Raw genomic sequence first — 19,307 nt, forward strand, 5'->3', positions numbered from 1 at the left:
GTAGAGAGGTCTGGCTATGAACAAGGTCCCGATGACGAATGAGGGCTTCCAAGCGCTGAGGGAGGAATTGCGCTGGCGCCAGCAGGAAGAGCGGCCGCGCATCATCGAGGCGATTGCCGAGGCGCGCTCGCACGGCGACCTTTCCGAAAATGCCGAATACCATGCCGCCAAGGAACAGCAGAGCCTGAACGAGGGCCGCGTCGGCGAACTGGAAGACCTGGTGGCGCGTGCCGAGGTCATCGATATTTCCAAGCTCAGCGGCGACAAGATCAAGTTCGGCGCCACCGTGGCGCTCGTCGACGAGGACACCGAGGAAGAGAAGACCTACAAGATCGTCGGCGACCAGGAAGCGGACGTGAAGGCGGGCCGCATCTCCATCTCCTCGCCGATCGCGCGTGCGCTGATCGGCAAGGAAGTCGGCGACACCATCGAGGTCAACGCACCCGGCGGGGCTCGCGGCTACGAGATCGTGAAGGTCCAGTTCATTTAAGACTTTTGAGGGCGAGCAGCCGCTCGGCCTCCGCCACGACCATGGCGGGCGTCACATGCCCGCCGTTTTTGGCCAGAAGCGTCGATGAATACGGCCCGCGCGGCCCGGTCAGGCCGGGCTGCGTGGTCAGGAATATGGCGACGGTCGGCAGGCCGTAGGCGCTCGCCAGGTGGGTCAGGCCGGTATCGGCGCCGATGACCAGCGAGGAGCGGCCGATCCGCGCGGCAATCTCGCCCAGCGGCGATCTCGTCACCAAAGCGGTTGCGGGTACGGCGGCGGCGATAGCCTCCGCGACGACCTTCTCGCGCTCGTTCGACCAGGTGGTGACGGGCGTGATGCCCGAAGCCGCCAGCAGGCGGGCGGTTTCCACCCAATCCTCTCCCGGCCATTTCTTGTCCTCGCGGCTGGTGCCGTGCAGCAGGAAAGCCGTCCGGTCGGCGCTATCGGCGAAGGGCGCGAGGCCGGAATCGAGCGTCGAAAGGTCCGGTTCGTAGCCGAGCGCCAGGCCGAACAGCCGTCTCGTGCGCTCGATGGCATGAAGGTCGCGGGCAACACCGTAGCGATGGCGATAGAACAGTGCGGCCAACGGCTCGCGCGCGCTCGCCCGGTCGAAGCCGGCAATTGGCGCGCCGGCCTGTCTCGCCACGAGGACCGATTTCATCAGGCCCTGCGCGTCGATGACGAGGTCGTAGTGCTCGGCCCGCAGCGCCTTGCGCAGGTTAGAGGCCTCGCGCCACGTATCGGCGTCGAAAAGCCGTTTCCGCCAATGCCTTATGGCAACGGTATGGATGTGGTTCACACCAGGATGCAGGGCCACGATCGGGGCGAAGGCTTTTTCCACGCACCAGTCGAAGGTGATGTCGGGGCGGGCGCGGCGGGCATCCTCGAGGGCCGGAAAAGTGTGGATGACGTCGCCCATGGACGACGTTTTCACGATCAGCACTTTCATGCGGCCTGCTTCTCCAGCAGGCGGCCGGCGGCGGCGGTGACCAGCGAAACGTCGAGCGTGTTCAGGCAGTTCAGGTGCCCGAGCGGGCAAATCTTCTGGTGGCAGGGCGAGCAGGAGAGGCCGAGCCACACCAGTTCCCGGTCGTCGGTCAGTGGCGGCGTGTTCTGGGGCGAGGTCGAGCCGTAGATGGCGATGATGGGCGTCCCGACGGCGGCAGCGACATGCATCAGCCCGCTGTCGTTGGAGGCGGCGAGCCTCGCTGCTGCGATCAGGTCGATGGCGTCTTCCAGCCGGGTCTGGCCGGCAAGATCGAGGCTGCCGGGGGCCAGCGCCGCGATTTCGGCGGTGACCGGTGCGTCGTTCTTCGAACCCAGCAGCGCGACGGCGAGCCCTTTTGCCATCATGGCGTGGGCAAAGCCGGCGTATTTTTCGCTCGGCCAGCGCTTTGCCGGCCCGAATTCCGCGCCGGGCATCAGCGCCACGAATTTTTTCGATTCAAGGCCGCTGCGCCGGAGCAGGGCGGCCTGGTTTTCGGTATCGACAGTCAGCTTGGGGAACTGAAAGGTTCCGCCGCGCGCCAGCGAGAAGTAGGCTTGCGCGGTGCGGCGCTTGAGGTCTTCCGGCAACGGCACGATGTCGGTGAGCAGGCCGTAGCGCATCTCGCGGCGATGGCCGACGCGCTTCTTTATGCCGGCGAAGAACGGGATCAGCGCGGATTTCCAGCTTCCCGGCAAGACGTAGGCGGCGTCGTAGCGGCCACGGATGGAGCGGCCGAAACGCCAGCGCTCGGCAAGGCCGAAGCTGCCCGGTTTCGTCGTCGCCTCGATGCGCTGGCGCACCTGCGGCATGCGCGCCAGCAGCGGCGCCGCCCAAGCGGGTGCCACGACATCGATCGCGGCCTGCGGGTGAAGCTCCTTCAGCGCCGCCAGCAGACACTGCGCCATCACCATGTCTCCGACCCAGCGCGGGCCGATCACGAGGATCGCGGGGCTTTCAGCCATTCGACATATTCCCGGACGCCGGTTTCCACGCTGCGGAACTGGCCGTTGTAGCCGGCCGCGCGCAGCCGCGTCATATCAGCCTCGGTGAAACTCTGGTAGCTGCCCTTGAGGTGGTCGGGAAAGTCGATGAACTCGATCTCGCCCTTGCCCAACGTGGCGATCACCGTTTCGGCGATGGCGCGGAAGGGCTGGGCGCGGCCGGTGCCGCAATTGAAGATGCCGCTCGCGCCGCGCTTCCAGAGCCACAGATTGACGTCGGCGACGTCGCCGACATGGATGAAGTCGCGGCTCTGCTCGCCCGGCCCGAAGCCGTCATAGGCGCCGAACAGCTTCGGGTTCTCGCCGCGTTCGACCTGGTTGAACAGGTGGAAGGCGACCGACGCCATGCTGCCCTTGTGCTGCTCGCGCGGCCCGTAGACGTTGAAATAGCGAAGGCCCGCCACCTGCGAATGCTCGGTGCCGAACACGGTGCGGCGGACATAGTCGTCGAACAGCTTCTTGGAATAGGCGTAGACGTTGAGCGGGCGCTCGCAGTCCGGTTCCTCGCGAAACTGGCTGCCGCCGCCATAGACCGAGGCCGACGAGGCATAGAGGAAGGGAATGGCCCGGCCAAGGCAGGCATGCAGCAGGCGCTTGGAATAGGCGAAATTCACCTCCATCATGAACCTGCCGTTCCACTCCGTGGTGGTGGAGCAGGCGCCCTGGTGGAACACCGCGTCGACGGGGCCGAGGCGGTCGGCCTCGAGGATGGCGAGAAACTCGTCCTTGTCGAGATAGTCGGCAATCGCCAGGTCGGCGAGGTTGGCGATCTTGTGGCCGTCGGTAAGGTCATCGACGACAAGGACGTCGCTGTGGCCCTCGGCGTTGAGGGCGGCGACGATGTTGGAGCCGATCATGCCGGCGCCGCCCGTAACAATGATCATGATGCCTCTGGTTCGCTTGGAAGAATGCGGCCCTTATAGAAGGCGGAAACGGCGGTGTCGAGAAATCGAAACCGGTTTCGTGACGGTTGCGCCATGCCCTCGTTGCAGTGTATCGGCTTTCCCATGAGCGAGCAGCCCCTGTCTTCCGCGCACAGCATCCACCGCGCCCTCACGCGGTTTTCCGGCGTCACCGTGTTGGTGGTGGGCGACCTGATCCTCGACCGCTTCGTCAACGGCGTGATCGAGCGGATTTCGCCGGAAGCGCCGATCCCGGTGCTGCATGGGCGCGGCGAGACGATGGCGCTCGGCGGCGCCGGCAACGTCGTGTCCAACATCGTTTCGCTGGGCGGAAAGGCCATCTGCATCTCGGCGGTCGGGGACGACGCGGCCGGTGCGAATATCGTGCGCATGCTTGGCGATTGCGGCATCCACGGCGATGGCGTCGCACGGACGGCGGGCCGCATGACCTCCTCGAAAACCCGGTTTTCCGCGCTGAACCAGCAAGTATTGCGGTTCGACGAAGAGGAAGTTCGCGCGCTGCAGGGGGCCGAACGCGCAGCACTGCTGGAACGCTTCCGTACAGCGCTCGCGAGCGCCGATATCGTCATCCTGTCCGATTATGGCAAGGGCGTGCTGCTTGACGGCGTCGCGGCCGAACTGATCTCGATTTGCCGGCAGGCCGGCAAGCCGGTCCTGGCCGACCCCAAGGGGCGCGACTATGCGCGCTATGCCGGCGCGACCGCCGTGACGCCCAATCGCAAGGAACTCGGCGAAGCCGTCGGCCGCGCCGTCTTTACCGATGCCGAGGTCGAGGCGGCGGCGCGGGAACTGATCGGGCTGCACGGCCTCGATTTCGTCGTCGCGACGCGCAGCGAAAAGGGCATGAGCGTCATCGACGCGACGGGTGCGCATCACATATCGACGCAGGCGCGCGAGGTGTTCGACGTCTCGGGCGCCGGCGACACGGTGATCGCCAGCTTCGCGCTGTCGCTGGCGTCGGGCTGCGACCGCGCCGCCGCGGCTGCGATCGCCAACGCCGCCGCCGGCGTGGTGGTGGGCAAGCGCGGCACCGCCAGCCTGTCGGCCGACGAGCTTTCGGGCGCGCTGCTGCGCTCGCAAAGCGCGATCCAGCACAAGGATGCCATCCTGGACGCCGATGCCGCGCAGCGCATGGTGGCGGCGTGGCGGCGCGAGGGCCTGAGCGTCGGCTTCACCAATGGCTGCTTCGACATCCTGCATGCCGGCCATGTCAGCCTGTTGCATGCGGCGCGGGCGCAATGCGACCGGCTGGTGCTGGGGCTCAACAGCGACGCTTCGGTGCGGCGGCTGAAAGGCGAAGGGCGGCCGGTCAACGACCAGCACGACCGCGCCTGCGTACTGGCGGCGCTCGCCTCGATCGATGCCGTCGTCGTATTCGAGGAAGACACGCCGCTCAAGCTGATCGAGGCGCTGAAGCCGGACATCCTGGTGAAGGGGGCCGACTACACCGTCGACCAGGTGGTCGGCGCCGATGTCGTGCAGGCCTATGGCGGACGAGTCGTCCTGGTCGATCTCGTCGCCGGCAAGAGCACCACCGGCACCATCGGCAAGCTTCGCGCCGGCTCCCGTAAATGAGGGTCCAATGTCTGCCTTGAACGATTACCTGACCCGCTCGGCGGCGGCGATCACCGCCATGGTCGAGCGCGATCTCGGCGCTGAGATGGAACGTGCGGTCGTCGCGGTGGTCGAGGCGCTGCGGCAAGGCAAGGCGCTGCTGATCGCCGGCAATGGCGGCTCGGCCAGCGATGCGATCCACATCGCCGGCGAACTGGTGGGGCGCTTCCTTAAGGAGCGCAAGGCCTACAACGTCATCGCACTCCCGGCCAACGCGGCGGTGCTGACCGCCTGGGGCAACGACTACGGCTTCGACACGGTGTTTTCGCGGCAGGTCGAGGCGCATGGCGCGCCGGGAGCGGTGCTGCTGGCGATCTCGACCAGCGGCAATTCGCCGAGCATTCTTGCCGCGGCCGAGCAGGCACGGATGATGGGCATGACGGTCGTTTCGATGACGGGCGACACCGGCGGCAAGCTGGCGCCGCTGAGCGACATCCTGCTCAACGTGCCCTCGACCTCGACGCCGATCATCCAGCAGGGGCATCTGTGCCTCTACCATCATCTGTGCGAAGTGGTGGAAGCGCGGCTCAGCGAAGGCTGAGATGCCGGGGCCGCGCTTGTGCTGCCAGGCGACTGTGGAGGGAGCGCGGTGAGCCTGTCCGTTATCCTCATTACCAGGAACGAGGAAGCCAATATCGGCGCCTGCCTCGAGAGCGTGGCCTTCGCCGACGAGATCATCGTCGTCGACAGCGGCAGCACTGATGCGACCGTCGAGATCGCGAAGAAGCATGGCGCCAGGACGGTGACGACCGCCGATTGGCCGGGCTTCGGCGCGCAGAAGCAGCGGGCGCTCGACCTCGCGACGAGCGACTGGGTGCTCTCCATCGACGCCGACGAACGGGTGACGCCGGAACTTGCGGCCGCCATCCGGAAGGCGATCTCCGGTCCATCTTCGTTCGACGCCTATGAATTTTCACGGCGCAACTGGTATTGCGGGCGCTTTCTCGACCATTCCGGCGCGAGCCCCGACTATATCGTGCGGCTGTTTCGCCGCGGAACCGCGCGCTTCAGCGACCACCTCGTGCATGAGCGGATCATGCCGACGGGCAAGGTAGGGCGGCTGGACGGGAAGCTGCTGCACTACAGCTTTTTGGATTTCTCCGAAGTCATAGGCAAGATCGATTCCTATTCCACGGCTTCCGCCAAGCAGGCGCTTGCGGCGGGAAAGACGGCGAGCGTCGGCAAGGCCATCCGGCACGCTTCGTGGATGTTCTTTCGCGTCTATGTCCTCAAGCTCGGCTTTCTCGACGGCGCGCAGGGCCTGGCGAAGTCCATTTCGGCGGCACAGGGAACCTACTACCGGTATTTGAAGATCTGGTTCGCGCGGCTGTGACGCTTCAGTTCGGCGGCGGGGCCGACTGGCGAAAGACCTTGCCGGCGTGGTATCGCAGCAGGTTCCTGACCAGGCCGTGGGGCAGGTTCTTCGCCCGCGAAAGTTCGCCGATTTCGTGCAGCGTGTCCTTTATCCGCCCCTGGGCTGCCGACTTTATGATGCCCCTTACCGACAGGTAGCTGAAAAGGTCCCTGTAATATTCCATCCTTGCTTCCGGTATCTTGGCGCTGAACATATCCAGGCCGGAAATATATTCCCTGAAATTATGCGAGATGGACGCGCTGCCCCTGAATTTGTGAATATCGGCTGCGCTGCCGAGGGATAAATTGTATTTTTCGTTTATCCGCAGAAGAAGATCCCGATCCTGGTGCCTCCGCAATTTCTCGTCGAACCCGCCGATTGCCTTGAAGGCTTCCGCGCGGATCGTCACCGCCGAGTTGGTCATCGGCACGCGGTGGCAGATGATGAGGTGGCGAAGCTCGCGGGCGTCGGCGAATGCGGGCATCGCATGGACTTTCTGGCTGTCGCCTGAAACCTCGACGAAACCGTCGTGAACCGCGTCGATCTCCGGATGGTTCTTGAAGAAGGCTATCAGCCGCTCGCAGCGGCCTTTCAGGAACACGTCGTCGGAATCGAGTAATGCGATCAGCGGGGCCCTGGCGATGGCCGCGCCACGGTTGCGGGCGATGTTGGCTCCATTCGATGTCGGCGACGCGGTGATCCTTACCCGCTCGTCGCGGAGGGCCTCGACGCGCGCTACAGTGTCGTCCGTCGAACCGTCGTCGGAAACGATGACCTCGACATCGTCTCCTCCCTGCAGGACGGAATTGACCGATCGTATCAGGTCGTCGGCCCGGTTCCTGGTAGGGATGACGACCGATAGCGCGACGCTGTGCATGGAGACGGTCTCCCGTGACTGGTTAGAAGGCGGTTCTGCTTTGGGTCGGCTTGCAGGATGCCGGGTTTATCATGGTGAGGGGGCTACCGGATCGCGACCAGCCCTTCGTTCTTGACCTGGCGGATGGTGAGGGCCGTGCGTACGGTATCGACGTTCTCGGCCGAGGTCAGCACCTCGATGACGAAGCTCTGGAAGGTGGTAAGGTCGCTGGCCACGCAGTGCAGCAGGAAGTCGGATTCCCCCGACACCATCCAGGCGTCGCGCACGATCGGCCAGCCGCGCGTGCGCTCGGCGAACACCTTCAGTTCCGCTTCCGACTGGTGCTTGAGGCCGATGGAGCAGAAGGCGACCACGTCCATGCCGAGCGCCGGCGCGTTGAGCAGCGCGCGGTAGCCGCGGATGATGCCGGCCTCTTCCAGCCGCTTGACGCGCCTAAGGCATGGCGGCGCCGAGATGCCGACGCGGTTCGACAATTCCACGTTGGTCATGCGCCCGTCGGCCTGGAGCTCGCGCAGGATCTTCCAGTCGATGGCGTCGAGGTCGGCAGTGATCGGCATGGTTGCCCTTTTTGCACGCGAGTCCGATAGCGACCGTATTAAACGACTTTGACGCCGCTTCCAGCCACCATCGCAAGAAATGCGGGCGCGGCCGGCCTGCGTAGCTTTCCGGGGACACTTGCCCAAGCCTTCTTGGCAGGGCGGCGGCCAGCACATACATTACCGGCGATCATTTCCTGAAGACATTTCCGCTGCATGCAGCGGCCGTCCCGAGGCCTTTCATGAATACCAAGCACGCGCCCGTCCTCATCATCGGCTCCGGCCCGGCCGGCTATACGGCCGCGATCTACGCGGCACGCGCCATGCTGAAGCCGGTTCTGGTCGCAGGCCTGCAGCAAGGCGGGCAGTTGATGATCACCACCGAGGTGGAGAACTATCCCGGTTTCGCCGACCCGGTGCAGGGGCCGTGGCTGATGGGCGAAATGCTCAAGCAGGCCGAGCATGTCGGCACCGAGATCGTCAACGACATCATCACCGAGGTCGACCTCGACGTGCGGCCGTTCCGCGCCAAGGGCGATTCGGGCACGCTCTACACCGCCGACGCGCTGATCATCGCCACCGGTGCACAGGCGAAGTGGCTGGGCATCCCGACCGAGCAGACCTTCATGGGCTTCGGCGTTTCGGCCTGCGCCACCTGCGACGGTTTCTTCTATCGCGGCAAGGATGTCGCCGTGGTCGGCGGCGGCAACACGGCGGTGGAAGAAGCGCTCTACCTGGCCAACCTGGCCAAGAGCGTGACCGTCATCCACCGGCGCAGCGAGTTCCGCGCGGAGCGCATCCTGCGCGAACGGCTTCTGGCCAAGGAAAACGTCCGCGTCATCTGGGACAGCGTCGTCGACGAGATCACGGGGCGGCCCGGCAAGGCCCCGCTGCCGCCGTCCGTGGAAGGGCTGAAGTTGCGCAATGTCGCGACCGGCGCCGAGACGCGGCTGAAGGTGGACGGCGTGTTCGTCGCGATCGGCCATGCGCCGGCGGTGGAGCTGTTCGTCGGCAAGCTGAAGCAGAAGCCCAACGGCTATCTGTGGACGGCGCCCGATTCGACGCGCACCGACGTACCCGGCGTGTTCGCGGCCGGCGACGTCACCGACGACGTCTATCGCCAGGCGGTGACGGCGGCCGGGCTCGGCTGCATGGCGGCGCTGGAAGCGGAAAAATACCTGGCCGGCATAGAGGTCCATCAGGAGGCCGCGGAGTAGCCGCCTAAAAGCCTGATTTATCGAAGAGACGCCAAAATATCACGAGGGGAATCAATGGCGTTGGATTGGGATAAGTTACGCGTGTTTCACGCCGCGGCGGAGGCTGGGTCTTTCACCCATGCCGCGGAAGTCCTGCGCCTGTCGCAGTCGGCCATCTCGCGCCAGGTCAGCGCGCTGGAGCACGATGTCGGTGTGCCGCTGTTCAACCGCCATGCCCGCGGTCTCGTGCTGACCGAGCAGGGCGAACTGCTCTACCGTACCGCCCACGACGTGCTGATGCAGCTGGAGAACGTCAAGAACCAGCTGGCCGAGACCACGGACACGCCGTCGGGCACGCTGCGCGTCACCACCACGGTCGGGCTCGGAACGGGGTGGCTGACGGAGCGCTCGAAGGAATTCCTCGACCTCTACCCGGAGATCAACCTCCAGCTCGTCCTGGCCAACGAGGAACTCGACCTCACCATGCGGCAGGCCGACTGCGCGGTCAGGCTGCGCCAGCCGCAGCAGCCGGACCTCATCCAGCGCCGGCTTTTCACCGTGCACCTGCATGTGTTCGCGGCGCAGTCCTATCTCGACCGCCACGGCGTGCCGAAGTCCATCGCCGACCTCGACAAGCATCGCATCGTTACCTTCGGCGAGCCGGTGCCGCCCTATCTCGCGGGGCTCAACGTGCTCGAGACCATCGGCCGCTCGGCCGGCTTCAAGCGGGAGTCGGCGCTGCAGATCAACGACCTCATGTCGATCCGGCGCGCGGTCAAGCGCGGCGTCGGCATCGCCATGCTGCCGGACTACATGGCCGGCGAGGGGACGGGCATGGTGCCGGTGCTGCCGGAACTGGAGGGGCCGTCCTTCGATACCTTCTTCGTCTATCCGGACGCGATGAAGAACCAGGCCAAGCTCAAGGCATTCCGCGACTTCATGTTCGCGCTGGCGCGCAACTGGGCCTACTGACCGCAGCGGCGACGGGTGGCCGGCTGACCTGCGCCTTCCGCATTGCGGGAGGCAAGTAGTTCGCCCGTTTAAATCGTTCGTGGCGTCTATTTCTGGTCCTATCGGGCCCAGACAGCGATTGGACCACAGCCAGTCCCTTTTTGCATGTGTGCGATGCAAAATAGGTTATTGAATATTCCGGCGGGTGCCCTCATATATAGATCATCTCCTGGACGCGTTCTCCTCCCATTAGCGTCCTTGAGTGTTCCCCTCTGGAGGTTTAGCCCTAACGGGCACTTCCAATCAACTCAGCCGGATCTCTTGATCCGGCTTTTTTGTTGCTTGAATTATCTTCAACGCGTCCGCGCAAGACAGCCTGCCGGGCCCGGCCGAACGGCACGTAACAGTGACGTGTAACCGTCGTAACGCTTTTTCTGCGCCGAATCTGGATTAGTCCTAAGCTCAGGACGCGGTCTGGACCGATCGGGAGATGGGGGCATCACTCGCAAGGTCCGGGCTCAGGCAGCGGCCGCGTCCAGCCCGTTTCTGCGGCCACGTCGGCCGAAACGATGCGGCGGACCTGACGTCTCCTCCCACGGGCACGGTCCGCGACGCGGCGGCGCGCCAACCGGCTGCGCCGCCGCGTCCGCCTATCCGGCAAGGGTCATGCCGCCTTGCCGTTGGCGTTCGTCGCTTCGTCGGCGAGGCGCCCGGTCAACTCCGCCATGCGGTCGAAGGACGCGCGGTAGGTGGCGACGCCGGCGGTCGCCGAGCGCAGCTCGATGATCAGGTCGCCGATCTCGGCCTGCGGCATGCTCGCTTCCACCACGTCCCAGCCCGGCCAGCCCTCCCGCCCGTCATAGCCCAGGATTTGCCCGCGCCGCTGCGGCACGAGGGCGATGATCTTCGCCGTCGCGTCGGAAGGCGTGAAAATCTCGACCTTCATGATCGGCTCGAGCAGCACCGGCGAGCATTGCGCCATGCCTTCCTTCATGGCGAGCTTGGCCGCCATCTGGAAGGCCATGTCGGAGGAATCGACGGCATGGTAGGAGCCGTCCGACAGGTTGACGGCGACATCCACCACCGGAAAGCCGAGCGGCCCGACCTTCATGTAGTCGCGTATGCCGGCCTCGACCGACTGGATGTAGGTCTTGGGCACCGCCCCGCCGGTGATGGTGTCGGTGAACTCGAAGCCGGAGCCGCGCGGCAGCGGCTTGATCTGAAGCACCACGTCGCCGAACTGGCCATGGCCGCCCGACTGCTTCTTGTGGCGGCCGCGCTGCTCGACGGGCTTGCGGATCGTCTCCCGGTAGGCGACGGCCGGCGGGTGACCGTCGACCGCGATCTGGTTTCGGCCTTCCAGCCGCTCGCGCACGACGCGCAGGTGCATCTCGCCGTGGCCGGACAGCACCGTCTCGGCCGAATCCTGGTTGTGATGCAGGCTGAGCGAAGGGTCTTCCTCGGCCAGCCGCTGGATCGCCGCCGACATCTTGACGTCGTCCTTGCGCTCCTTCGGCCGCAGCGCGAATGCATAGACCGGCAGCGGCGGGGCGAGTTCCACCAGTTGCCTGGCGGCGGCCTTGGCCGTGGTCAGCGTCTGGCCGGTCCTCGCGCCTTCCAGCTTGCCGAGCGCTACCGTGTCGCCGGCCTCGGCGGCGGCGACCTTGGTCTGCTCCTTGCCGAACATCCGGTAGATGCCCGATACCTTGGCGATTTCGGCGCCGGGAAGGGTGAATTCGGTGCCGTCGCCGACCTTGCCGGCAAGGATACGGGCGACCGAAAGCTTGCCGGCATGAGGGGTGTGGATCGTCTTCATCACCTGCGCCACCGTGGCGTCGCCGCCGGCCAGGCCGAGGCGCTTGCGGGTGGCCTCGACGTCCGGCGCGTCATGGCGGATCGCCTTCAGGAGGCGCAGTACGCCGTTGCCCTTCTCGGCGCTGCCGATCAGCACCGGGGTCACCGATCCTTCGCGCAGGTCCGCGGCGAGGTCGTCGAAGATCTTGTCCCTGGGCGGTTCGATCTCGTCGAGCAACTGCTCCATCAACTGGTCGTCATGGTCGGCGAGCGTTTCCAGCATCGAAAAGCGGGCTTCGAGTTCGCGCGCCTTGTCGTCGCTGGGGATTTCGGCGATCTCGCTCGCCGCATATTCGCGGTAGATGTAGGCGCGCTGCAGCGCCAGGTCGATCGAGCCGATGACGACGCCGTCCTTGCGCAGCGGCACCTGCCGCAAAAGCAGCGGCACCGTGCTTGCCGATTGCAGCAGCTTCAGCGTATCGCGCACGCCGGCCGTCGCCTTGTCGACCTTGTTGAGGAAAAGGATGCGCGGCACGCCGAGGTCGTCGAGCTTGCGCATGATCAGTTGCAGGGCGGGGATCTTCTTTTCGTCCGCCTCCGCGACGACGACGGCGACGTCGCAGGCAGCCAGCACCGGCTCGGCCTCGAACGCGAACTCGACCGATCCGGGGCAGTCGACGAAGGTGAGGCTGTCGCCCATGAAGTCGGTGGTGGCGAAGACCGCTTCCACGCTCATGGCGTGGGCGCGCGCCTCCGGCGAATGGTCGGAGACGGTGTTGCCGGATGAAATCGGATTTTGGCGGGGAATGGCGCCGGTTCGGGCGAGGATGGCTTCGAGTAGGGTGGTCTTGCCGCTTGAGAAGGGACCGACAATGGCGATGCATTTCGGCCCCGGGCGTCGTCCTCCGGCACGATACTCCATGACTGACCTCCGCGCGGGCGTTTTTCCACGGGAGCGGCGGCCGGCCCGATCGGCCGTCGCGGGATATTTATTCCCTACCTCGCGGCATCGTCCCATGGGTTGGCAGGCAGGGCAAGGAAAATAGATGACTGTTGCGCGCGCTTGGCAGACAAGGGAAAATCGTCAACTCGCCGAGGAGATTGAGATGAAGATCGTTACCGTCGGCAGCACGCCGAGCAGCCTGGGGCCGGAGAGCTATTTTACCGGCAGGGTCAGGATCGACCCGATCGTCAATGCGGAAGCGCCGGCCCGGTTGCGGGCGGCTTGCGTCGCTTTCGAGCCGGGCGCGCGCACGCATTGGCACACCCATCCGCTCGGGCAGACGCTCTACGTAACTTCGGGCGCGGGGCTGGTACAGGTCTGGGGCGAGCCGGTCCGCGAGATCAGGGCCGGCGACACCGTCTGGTTCCCGCCGGGCGAGAAACATTGGCATGGCGCGTCGCCGACCACCGCCATGACCCATATCGCCATGCAGGAAGCGCTGGACGGCAGCCCGGTGGACTGGCTGGAGAAGGTAAGCGACGAGCAATACCAGGGCAGGTGAGGGCGCCGTGGGCGTCTCCACGGCCGGCAGGCATGATTCCCCTGCGGCCGGCCGCCGGTGGCTAAAGTATCCCGGTGACCAGCCGGTCTGCCCGGGTGCCTTCCCGGTACAGCAGGCAGACGAGCATGGCGGCGACGATGCCGGTCGCGGCACCGCCGAGCACGTCGGTCACGTAGTGCGTCCCGACATAGACGCGCGAGAGGCCGACGGCGAGCGCCGCGATCAGCAACGCGCTTCCGCGCCCCTTGAAGCCATGCAGCAAGAAGGCCGCCGCAATCGCGAAGGAGGCGGTGGAGTGGTCGGAGGGGAACGACCAGTCGGCGCTGCGCTCGATGATCAGGTGGCTGATGCCGGCGTCATAGGGCCTGACGCGCTGCACGAAGAGCAGGACGATCTGGTTGAAGCCAAGGCCGACGAGAAAGGACAGCCCGGCCGCGATACAGGTATGGCGAAGGTGCGGGCGCTCCTGGCGACCCCACCATTGCACCACGACCAGCAGGACAAGCAGCGGCACGCCATAGCGGGTGATGGCGACCATCGCCATGTCCAGCGCCGCATAATTGCCGGCCGGCGCGTTGATCCATCGTGTGATTTCCTGATCCATCGGTGATACTTCGTTCACATCGGGTTGCTGACGAGAAAAGACATGGAAGAGAGCCAGATTCGCCGGATCTTCCGGGCAAGCATCGTGCTCAAGGGCCTGCACGCGCTGCTTGAATGCGCCGGCGGCGTAGCGATCGGGTTGATCGGGACAGATACGGTTTCAAGGCTCGTCAACGCGCTGACACAAGAGGAACTGGTCGAGGACCCGAAGGACTTCCTCGCTTTGCACCTTCTGTCCTGGGCTCAAGGCTTTTCCGTGGAGACGAAGCATTTTTATGCGTTTTATCTGGTGAGCCACGGCCTGGTGAAGCTTTTCCTCGTCGCGGGCCTGCTCAGGAACAAGCTGTGGGCCTATCCGGTCTCGCTGGTCGTCCTCGGCCTGTTCATCGTCTACCAGCTCTACCGCTTTTCCTACACGCACGGCTGGGGGCTTGTCGCGCTGAGCGTCTTCGATGTCGTGGTGATGTGGCTGATCTGGCACGAATACCGCGTGGTCCGCCGATCCGGCCAGCCGTCGCTCGGCGGCACGGCATGAAAAAAGCCCGGCGCGGGCCGGGCTTTCCAGAGTCTTTTGAATCGCTTGGCGCGTTTATTTCAGGCTGGCCGTGAAGCGCTGGATGCGGGTGCAGGCTTCCTCGAGCAGCTTTTCCGACGTGGCGTAGGAAATGCGGAAGTTCGGGCCGAGGCCGAACGCCCCGCCGAACACCACCGCCACGCCTTCGGCCTCCAGCAGTTCGGTGGCGAAGGCCTCGTCGTTGTCGATGACCTTGCCGCCTTCCGTCTTCTTGCCGATCAGGCCGGCGCAGGAGGGGTAGACGTAGAACGCGCCCTCCGGCGAGGGACAGGAAATGCCGCGCGCCTGGTTCAGCATCGACACGACGAGATCGCGGCGCGCCTGGAAGATCGCCTTGTTCTTCTGCACGAAGTCCTGCGGCCCGTTGAGTGCCTCGACCGAGGCCCATTGCGCGATGGTGCAGGCGCCGGAGGTCTGCTGGCCTTGGATCATGTCCATCGCCTTGATGAGCGCGACAGGCCCGGCGGCATAGCCGATGCGCCAGCCGGTCATGGCATAGGCCTTCGAGACGCCGTTCATGGTCAGCGTACGCTCGTACAGCGCCGGCTCGACCTCGGCGATGGTCTTGAAGACGAAGTCGCCATAGGTCAGGTGCTCGTACATGTCGTCGGTCAGCGTCCACACATGCGGATGCTTCAGCAGGACGTCGGCTAACGCGCGAAGCTCGGCCTCGGTATAGGCCGCGCCCGACGGGTTGGAAGGCGAGTTCATCAACAGCCATTTGGTCTTCGGCGTGATCGCCTTTTCCAGCGCCTCGGCCGTCAGCTTGAAGCCGTTGTCGATCGAGGTGTCGGCGAAGACGGAAGTGCCGCCGCAGATCGCCACCATTTCCGGGTAGCTGACCCAGTAGGGACGCGGAATGATGACCTCGTCGCCGGGGTTCAGCGTCGCCATGAAGGCGTTGAACAGGATTTGCTTGCCGCCGGTGCCGACGATGGTCTGTTCGGGCTTGTAGTCGAGATTGTTCTCGCGCTTGAACTTCCCGGCGATCGCCTCGCGCAGCGGCGCGATGCCGGAAACCGGCGGATACTTCGTCTCGCCGCGGCGGATGGCGTCGATCGCCGCGTTCTTGACGTTGTCGGGCGTATCGAAATCGGGCTCGCCGGCGCCAAGCCCGATCACGTCGCGGCCGGCATTTTTCAGTTCACGCGCTTTCTGCGTCACCGCGATGGTCGCGGAAGGCTTTACGCGGGAAAGGGTGTCGGCGAGAAATGCCATGACGAAAGTCTCCGATGATGAGCGGTTGGCCGCGCGCGTGCGCTGCGGCGCCTGTATTGTCGCATGACGGGGCCAAGCGCAAGCCTCCTATGGCCGGCTTTGCCGGCATTTGGCGCCAGTTTTTCCTTCGTTAACGTGCGCTAAAATGTTGTTTCTTACATTGGCGGCCTGTTTTCACCGCTCTCGTGGAGCCAGCATCCTTGGCGCGCAGCATCGGGCTTGCCCACATCATCCGCCACGAAGACGGCACCTCGACCGGTGTCTGGGGCCTCTACATGCTGAAAAGCGCGTTCCAGCCGATCTTCGCCTTCGTCGGCGGAAAGCTGCCGCTGGTTGCCTTCGAGGGGCTGATCCGGCCGTTTCGCGACGACGAGGCGCTGACGCCGGCCCGCTTCTTCGCGACCTGCCCGGCCGGCGAACGCCTGCCCGTGGAAGCGATGACGCGCACCCTGCACCTGCTCAACGCCGGTGCCTGCCTGCCCGAACAGGCGTCGGTGTTCGTCAACTTCGATCCTTCCGTGTTTACCGAGCGGACGATCGCCGACAATGCGCTGCGTGAAATGCGGCTGGTGCTGCACGAGGCCGGGGTCGATCCGCGCCGTGTCGTCTGCGAGGTGACGGAGCAACGCTCGGCCTCGCAGGAAACGCTGTTCGATTTCGTCGCCGCCCTGAAGGACAACGGCTTCCGCATCGCCGTCGACGACTACGGGGCCGACGATTCCGACATCGAGCGGATCAGGGAACTCAAGCCCGATATCGTCAAGTTCGACGCGCAATGGGCCACGCAGTTGATGGAGACCGGTCCCGGCTTCGCGCTCCTGGCGACCATGGTTTCGGCCTTCGAGCAGCAGGGCATCAAGACGCTGTTCGAGGGCATCGAGGAAGGCTGGCAGCTGGAACTGGCCGAGCAGTCCGGCGCGTCCATGGTGCAGGGCTTCGCGCTGGCGCGCCCACAGATCGTGCCGGCGGATTTTCATGCCTTCGGCCGGAGCGGCGAAGCGGCGACCGGCAAGGTCGCCCAGGCGGAGGCGGGAGCGGGCGAGGCGCCGGCGGCGCGCCCGCAAAAGCCGGCCAGGGCCTTCGGCCGCAGGATCGTGCCGTGAACGGAGCGCGCGAACAGCGGCGCAATGTCGGCGACGCCATCTTCGCCGACGAAATCGGCATAGAGTACGCCATTCTAGGCGACTACCGGCTGCGCAGCGTCTACCAGCCGATTTTTGCGCCGCAGGGCGGCATGCTGGTGCCGGTCGCGGTCGAGGCGCTGGTGCTGCCCTATCTTGCAGGCGAGGCCGTTGCGCCGGTCGATTTCTTCGAAAAGCTTCCGCTCGATGACCGGCTCTATGGCGAGACCATGTGCCGGGCGCTTCATCTTCGCAATTTCTGCAATCTCGGCGTGTCGGATATTGACCTGTTCTTCAACTATAACCCGCAGGTCAATGGGGATGCGGGCAGGGGGCTTGCCGAGATCCGGCTGATGGCGGTGCATCTGGGGGCGATCGAACTCGACCCGGGCCAGCTTGTCTGCGAGATCACCGAGCAGGCGGCGCCCGACGACGCGGCGCTGGCCAGCCTGGTTCGCGAGATGCGGCGCAACGGCATCCGCATAGCGGTCGACGATTTCGGCGTCGGGCATTCGACGGCCGAGCGCCTGGCGCTGATCGAGCCCGACATCGTCAAGCTCGACGGCGGCTGGTTCGGGCAACTGTGCCGGCACCCGGAGGCCGAGCAGCTTTTCAAGCCGCTGGTCGCCACGCTCCATGCCCGGAACGTCAAGGTGCTGGTCGAGGGCATCGAGACGCCGCATCACCTGCGCGTCGCGCTGGAAGGTTCCGCAGATCTCCTGCAGGGCTTCCATCTCGGCAAGCCGGCCCTTGCCGGTGCCTTTTTCGACGAGGGCGCGCTGGAGATCGAGGCGCTTCTCGGCGGCCCGGCCAAAATCCTGCCGTTTCATGCCATGCATCAGCGGCGGTGATGCAGCGCCCACGAAAATTCACTGGATAATGTCCATCGGCGGGAGCACTAGACATCATCCGGAGGGTGATGCGAATGATCGTGCTTTATGGAATGACCGACAGCGGCAATTGCTACAAGCCTCGGCTTCTGCTGGCCAAGCTTGGCATTCCCTTCACCCATGTCGAGGTGAGTTCGCACACCGGCGATACGCGCAAGCCCGAATTCGTCGCCAAGAACCCGAACGCCATGGTGCCGCTCCTGGAACTGGATGACGGGCGGCGCATCGCCGAATCGAATGCCATCTTGCTCTACCTTGCCGAACAGACTCGCTTCCTGCCCACCGACCGCTACCAGCGCGGGCTTGCCTACCAGTGGCTCTTCTTCGAGCAGTACAGCCACGAGCCCTACATAGCGGTGCGCAAGGCGCTGCTGACCTTTCCCGAACGGGCCAAGGACGCCACGCCCGAGCGGCTGGCGCAGACGCTGGAGCGCGGCAACAAGGCTCTGGGCGTCATGAACAGGCGACTTGCCGAAGCGCCGTTCTTTGCAGGCGATGCCCTCAGCGTCGCCGATATCGCGCTTTACGCCTACACGCACGACGCCGAGAAGGGCGGGTTCCAGATCGACGCCTATCCGGCGGTCGCCACCTGGCTGAAGCGGGTGGAAGCCGACCCCGGGCACGTCAGGATCGACTGGCTGCCCGGCTGAAGGGGCGTCAGGCCCGGGAAAGGCTGGCGATGAGGTTGACCGGCATGCCGGCATAGGGATTGGCGTTGATCGCCATGATCCACAGGCACGCGCCGACCACGACTGTGAAGATGAAGAGGGCGTTGCGGGCGGCCTTGGGCGTGTCGGCGTGAACGACGGCGATCGTCACCATCGCCATGACCGTCAGGCATAGAACGAGGTACCACTTGGTTTCGTCCACCGCGCTTTCGCTGATGGCGAGCCGGTCGTTGCGGGCATCCTGCAGTTCGTCGAAATCCTGTACCGCCTTGTTGACCAGCGGTGCGGCGATGCCCCTGTCGACCATCTCGAGGAGGCCGAGGCGGATTTTCTGCACGGCCTCTTCGACGCGGGTGTCCGGGCCATGGGCCAGCATTCCCTCCCATTCCACCGTCTGTACCAGCTTGGCGTAATCGGTGACGGCGGCGTGCAGGGCGGACAGGTCAAGCGCGCGCTTTTCCGAAATGCCCAAAAGGCGCTTGGCGGAGGAGCGTTCGGCCGAAATCGCATGATCGGCGCGCGCGGCCAGCGTCCAGACGTCGGAGGCGGCGAAGCCGAGGGAAAGGGCCCATGCCGTCGCGACGATGCCCAGGAAGGCCGGCGTCGGCACCTGCCCGACCGAGCCGTGGAAAATCCGGCGCCAGAGGCCGAGAACCATGAAGGATCCGCCCAGCGACAGCAGGCAGAAGCCGACGACGGTGAGCATCAGCATCGGTGTGGTTTGGGTGAGGATCGCCTGCATGCCGGACGCTGTAGCAGACGAGCCTTAAAGGGCCGTCAATGGCGCGGCATCCAGGTGACAAAAAACGGGCGGATAAAAAACGGCAGGCAACAAAAAAGGCGGGACATGTCCCGCCTTCCATGCTCGGTAGCCTGATCGGGAGCTTTCTGACCGGGCCGGCAGCAATCTGCTGCGTCGACTTGTCGGGTTCGTCATGCTCCGGCGCGCTTATCGCGCAACCGCCAGTACATCCGTGACTTGCTGCACGCCGCAGGCTATCGCC

The 19,307-nt window shown here is 65.1% G+C and carries 20 protein-coding genes; 11 read left to right on the forward strand and 9 right to left on the reverse strand.

The genetic code is table 11. The annotated features are described in order from the left end of the window. Positions 1–16: 16 nt before the first annotated feature. Positions 17–490, forward strand: coding sequence for a transcription elongation factor GreA (gene greA / locus ACFOHJ_RS18840; RefSeq protein ID WP_378223358.1), 474 nt, complete (start codon positions 17–19; stop codon positions 488–490). On the opposite strand, the gene waaC is transcribed toward greA, so the two are convergent. The 3 genes from waaC to rfaD are packed head-to-tail and all read right to left on the reverse strand — an operon-like array spanning position 483 to position 3,363. After that, a complete protein-coding gene (waaC, locus tag ACFOHJ_RS18845; protein ID WP_378223361.1) occupies positions 483–1,439 on the reverse strand; it encodes a lipopolysaccharide heptosyltransferase I in 957 nt (318 codons plus the stop codon). The two genes, greA and waaC, sit on opposite strands and share 8 nt — an antisense overlap. Next, complete coding sequence (gene waaF / locus ACFOHJ_RS18850; protein WP_378223364.1) at positions 1,436–2,440, reverse strand: lipopolysaccharide heptosyltransferase II; 1,005 nt, start codon at positions 2,438–2,440, stop codon at positions 1,436–1,438. Before waaF ends, waaC begins: the two co-directional genes overlap by 4 nt. Next, the gene (rfaD, locus tag ACFOHJ_RS18855) at positions 2,413–3,363 is read right to left on the reverse strand and encodes an ADP-glyceromanno-heptose 6-epimerase (protein ID WP_378223366.1); all 951 of its coding nucleotides are present in this window, start codon (positions 3,361–3,363) and stop codon (positions 2,413–2,415) included. The genes waaF and rfaD overlap by 28 nt, the downstream gene beginning before the upstream one ends. A 123-nt stretch (positions 3,364–3,486) precedes the next feature. On the opposite strand from rfaD, the gene rfaE1 reads away from it, so the two are divergent. From rfaE1 to ACFOHJ_RS18870, 3 genes are read left to right on the forward strand one after another with little or no spacing between them, the layout of a single operon-like run. Then, positions 3,487–4,977 (forward strand): D-glycero-beta-D-manno-heptose-7-phosphate kinase, encoded by a 1,491-nt coding sequence (rfaE1, locus tag ACFOHJ_RS18860; protein ID WP_378223368.1) that lies wholly within the window; start codon positions 3,487–3,489, stop codon positions 4,975–4,977. Between the two features lie 7 nt (positions 4,978–4,984). Then, entirely contained in the window at positions 4,985–5,557 is a 573-nt protein-coding gene (locus tag ACFOHJ_RS18865) for a D-sedoheptulose-7-phosphate isomerase (RefSeq protein WP_378223370.1), read from the forward strand. 48 nt (positions 5,558–5,605) lie between these two features. Continuing rightward, the gene (locus ACFOHJ_RS18870) at positions 5,606–6,349 is read left to right on the forward strand and encodes a glycosyltransferase family 2 protein (RefSeq protein WP_378223372.1); all 744 of its coding nucleotides are present in this window, start codon (positions 5,606–5,608) and stop codon (positions 6,347–6,349) included. A 4-nt stretch (positions 6,350–6,353) separates the two neighbouring features. Here ACFOHJ_RS18870 and ACFOHJ_RS18875 read toward each other — a convergent pair whose 3' ends face one another. Beyond that, positions 6,354–7,247: a glycosyltransferase family 2 protein gene (locus tag ACFOHJ_RS18875; protein WP_378223374.1), complete on the reverse strand. Its 894-nt coding sequence runs from the start codon at positions 7,245–7,247 to the stop codon at positions 6,354–6,356. Positions 7,248–7,330: 83 nt separating this feature from the next. Beyond that, positions 7,331–7,804, reverse strand: coding sequence for an Lrp/AsnC family transcriptional regulator (locus ACFOHJ_RS18880; protein WP_378223376.1), 474 nt, complete (start codon positions 7,802–7,804; stop codon positions 7,331–7,333). A gap of 221 nt (positions 7,805–8,025) precedes the next feature. On the opposite strand from ACFOHJ_RS18880, the gene trxB reads away from it, so the two are divergent. Both trxB and ACFOHJ_RS18890 read left to right on the forward strand, forming a co-directional pair. Further along, positions 8,026–9,000, forward strand: coding sequence for a thioredoxin-disulfide reductase (gene trxB, locus ACFOHJ_RS18885; protein ID WP_378223377.1), 975 nt, complete (start codon positions 8,026–8,028; stop codon positions 8,998–9,000). A 54-nt stretch (positions 9,001–9,054) separates the two neighbouring features. Then, entirely contained in the window at positions 9,055–9,951 is an 897-nt protein-coding gene (locus tag ACFOHJ_RS18890; protein ID WP_378223378.1) for a LysR family transcriptional regulator, read from the forward strand. 643 nt (positions 9,952–10,594) lie between these two features. Here the strand turns inward: ACFOHJ_RS18890 and ACFOHJ_RS18895 are convergent. Then, positions 10,595–12,646: an elongation factor G gene (locus ACFOHJ_RS18895; protein WP_378223380.1), complete on the reverse strand. Its 2,052-nt coding sequence runs from the start codon at positions 12,644–12,646 to the stop codon at positions 10,595–10,597. 184 nt (positions 12,647–12,830) lie between these two features. On the opposite strand from ACFOHJ_RS18895, the gene ACFOHJ_RS24920 reads away from it, so the two are divergent. Beyond that, the gene (locus ACFOHJ_RS24920; protein WP_449224168.1) at positions 12,831–13,229 is read left to right on the forward strand and encodes a (R)-mandelonitrile lyase; all 399 of its coding nucleotides are present in this window, start codon (positions 12,831–12,833) and stop codon (positions 13,227–13,229) included. 61 nt (positions 13,230–13,290) lie between these two features. Here the strand turns inward: ACFOHJ_RS24920 and ACFOHJ_RS18905 are convergent, their stop codons facing one another. Continuing rightward, complete coding sequence (locus tag ACFOHJ_RS18905; protein ID WP_378223382.1) at positions 13,291–13,833, reverse strand: phosphatase PAP2 family protein; 543 nt, start codon at positions 13,831–13,833, stop codon at positions 13,291–13,293. Positions 13,834–13,875: 42 nt separating this feature from the next. Between ACFOHJ_RS18905 and ACFOHJ_RS18910 the strand changes: the two genes are divergently transcribed. After that, the gene (locus ACFOHJ_RS18910) at positions 13,876–14,367 is read left to right on the forward strand and encodes a DUF2127 domain-containing protein (protein WP_378223384.1); all 492 of its coding nucleotides are present in this window, start codon (positions 13,876–13,878) and stop codon (positions 14,365–14,367) included. Positions 14,368–14,421: 54 nt separating this feature from the next. Here ACFOHJ_RS18910 and ACFOHJ_RS18915 read toward each other — a convergent pair whose 3' ends face one another. After that, positions 14,422–15,624, reverse strand: coding sequence for a pyridoxal phosphate-dependent aminotransferase (locus tag ACFOHJ_RS18915; protein WP_378223386.1), 1,203 nt, complete (start codon positions 15,622–15,624; stop codon positions 14,422–14,424). A 200-nt stretch (positions 15,625–15,824) separates the two neighbouring features. On the opposite strand from ACFOHJ_RS18915, the gene ACFOHJ_RS18920 reads away from it, so the two are divergent. The 3 genes from ACFOHJ_RS18920 (at position 15,825) to ACFOHJ_RS18930 (ending at position 18,285) form a co-directional block, all read left to right on the forward strand. Further along, on the forward strand, positions 15,825–16,727 hold the full coding sequence (locus ACFOHJ_RS18920; RefSeq protein ID WP_378223389.1) for an EAL domain-containing protein: 903 nt from the start codon (positions 15,825–15,827) through the stop codon (positions 16,725–16,727). After that, positions 16,724–17,596 carry an EAL domain-containing protein gene (locus ACFOHJ_RS18925; RefSeq protein WP_378223392.1) on the forward strand — a complete coding sequence of 291 codons (873 nt, stop codon included), beginning with the start codon at positions 16,724–16,726 and terminating at the stop codon, positions 17,594–17,596. The genes ACFOHJ_RS18920 and ACFOHJ_RS18925 overlap by 4 nt, the downstream gene beginning before the upstream one ends. A 74-nt stretch (positions 17,597–17,670) precedes the next feature. Further along, positions 17,671–18,285, forward strand: a complete 615-nt coding sequence (locus ACFOHJ_RS18930; RefSeq protein ID WP_378223394.1) for a glutathione S-transferase family protein — start codon at positions 17,671–17,673, stop codon at positions 18,283–18,285. A 7-nt stretch (positions 18,286–18,292) separates the two neighbouring features. Here ACFOHJ_RS18930 and ACFOHJ_RS18935 read toward each other — a convergent pair whose 3' ends face one another. Next, complete coding sequence (locus ACFOHJ_RS18935) at positions 18,293–19,045, reverse strand: bestrophin-like domain (RefSeq protein ID WP_378223395.1); 753 nt, start codon at positions 19,043–19,045, stop codon at positions 18,293–18,295. Positions 19,046–19,307: the final 262 nt, after the last annotated feature.

It is taken from the genome of Aquamicrobium soli (assembly GCF_042646345.1).
In the GTDB taxonomy this organism is placed as follows: Bacteria; Pseudomonadota; Alphaproteobacteria; order Rhizobiales; family Rhizobiaceae; genus Mesorhizobium; species Mesorhizobium soli_A.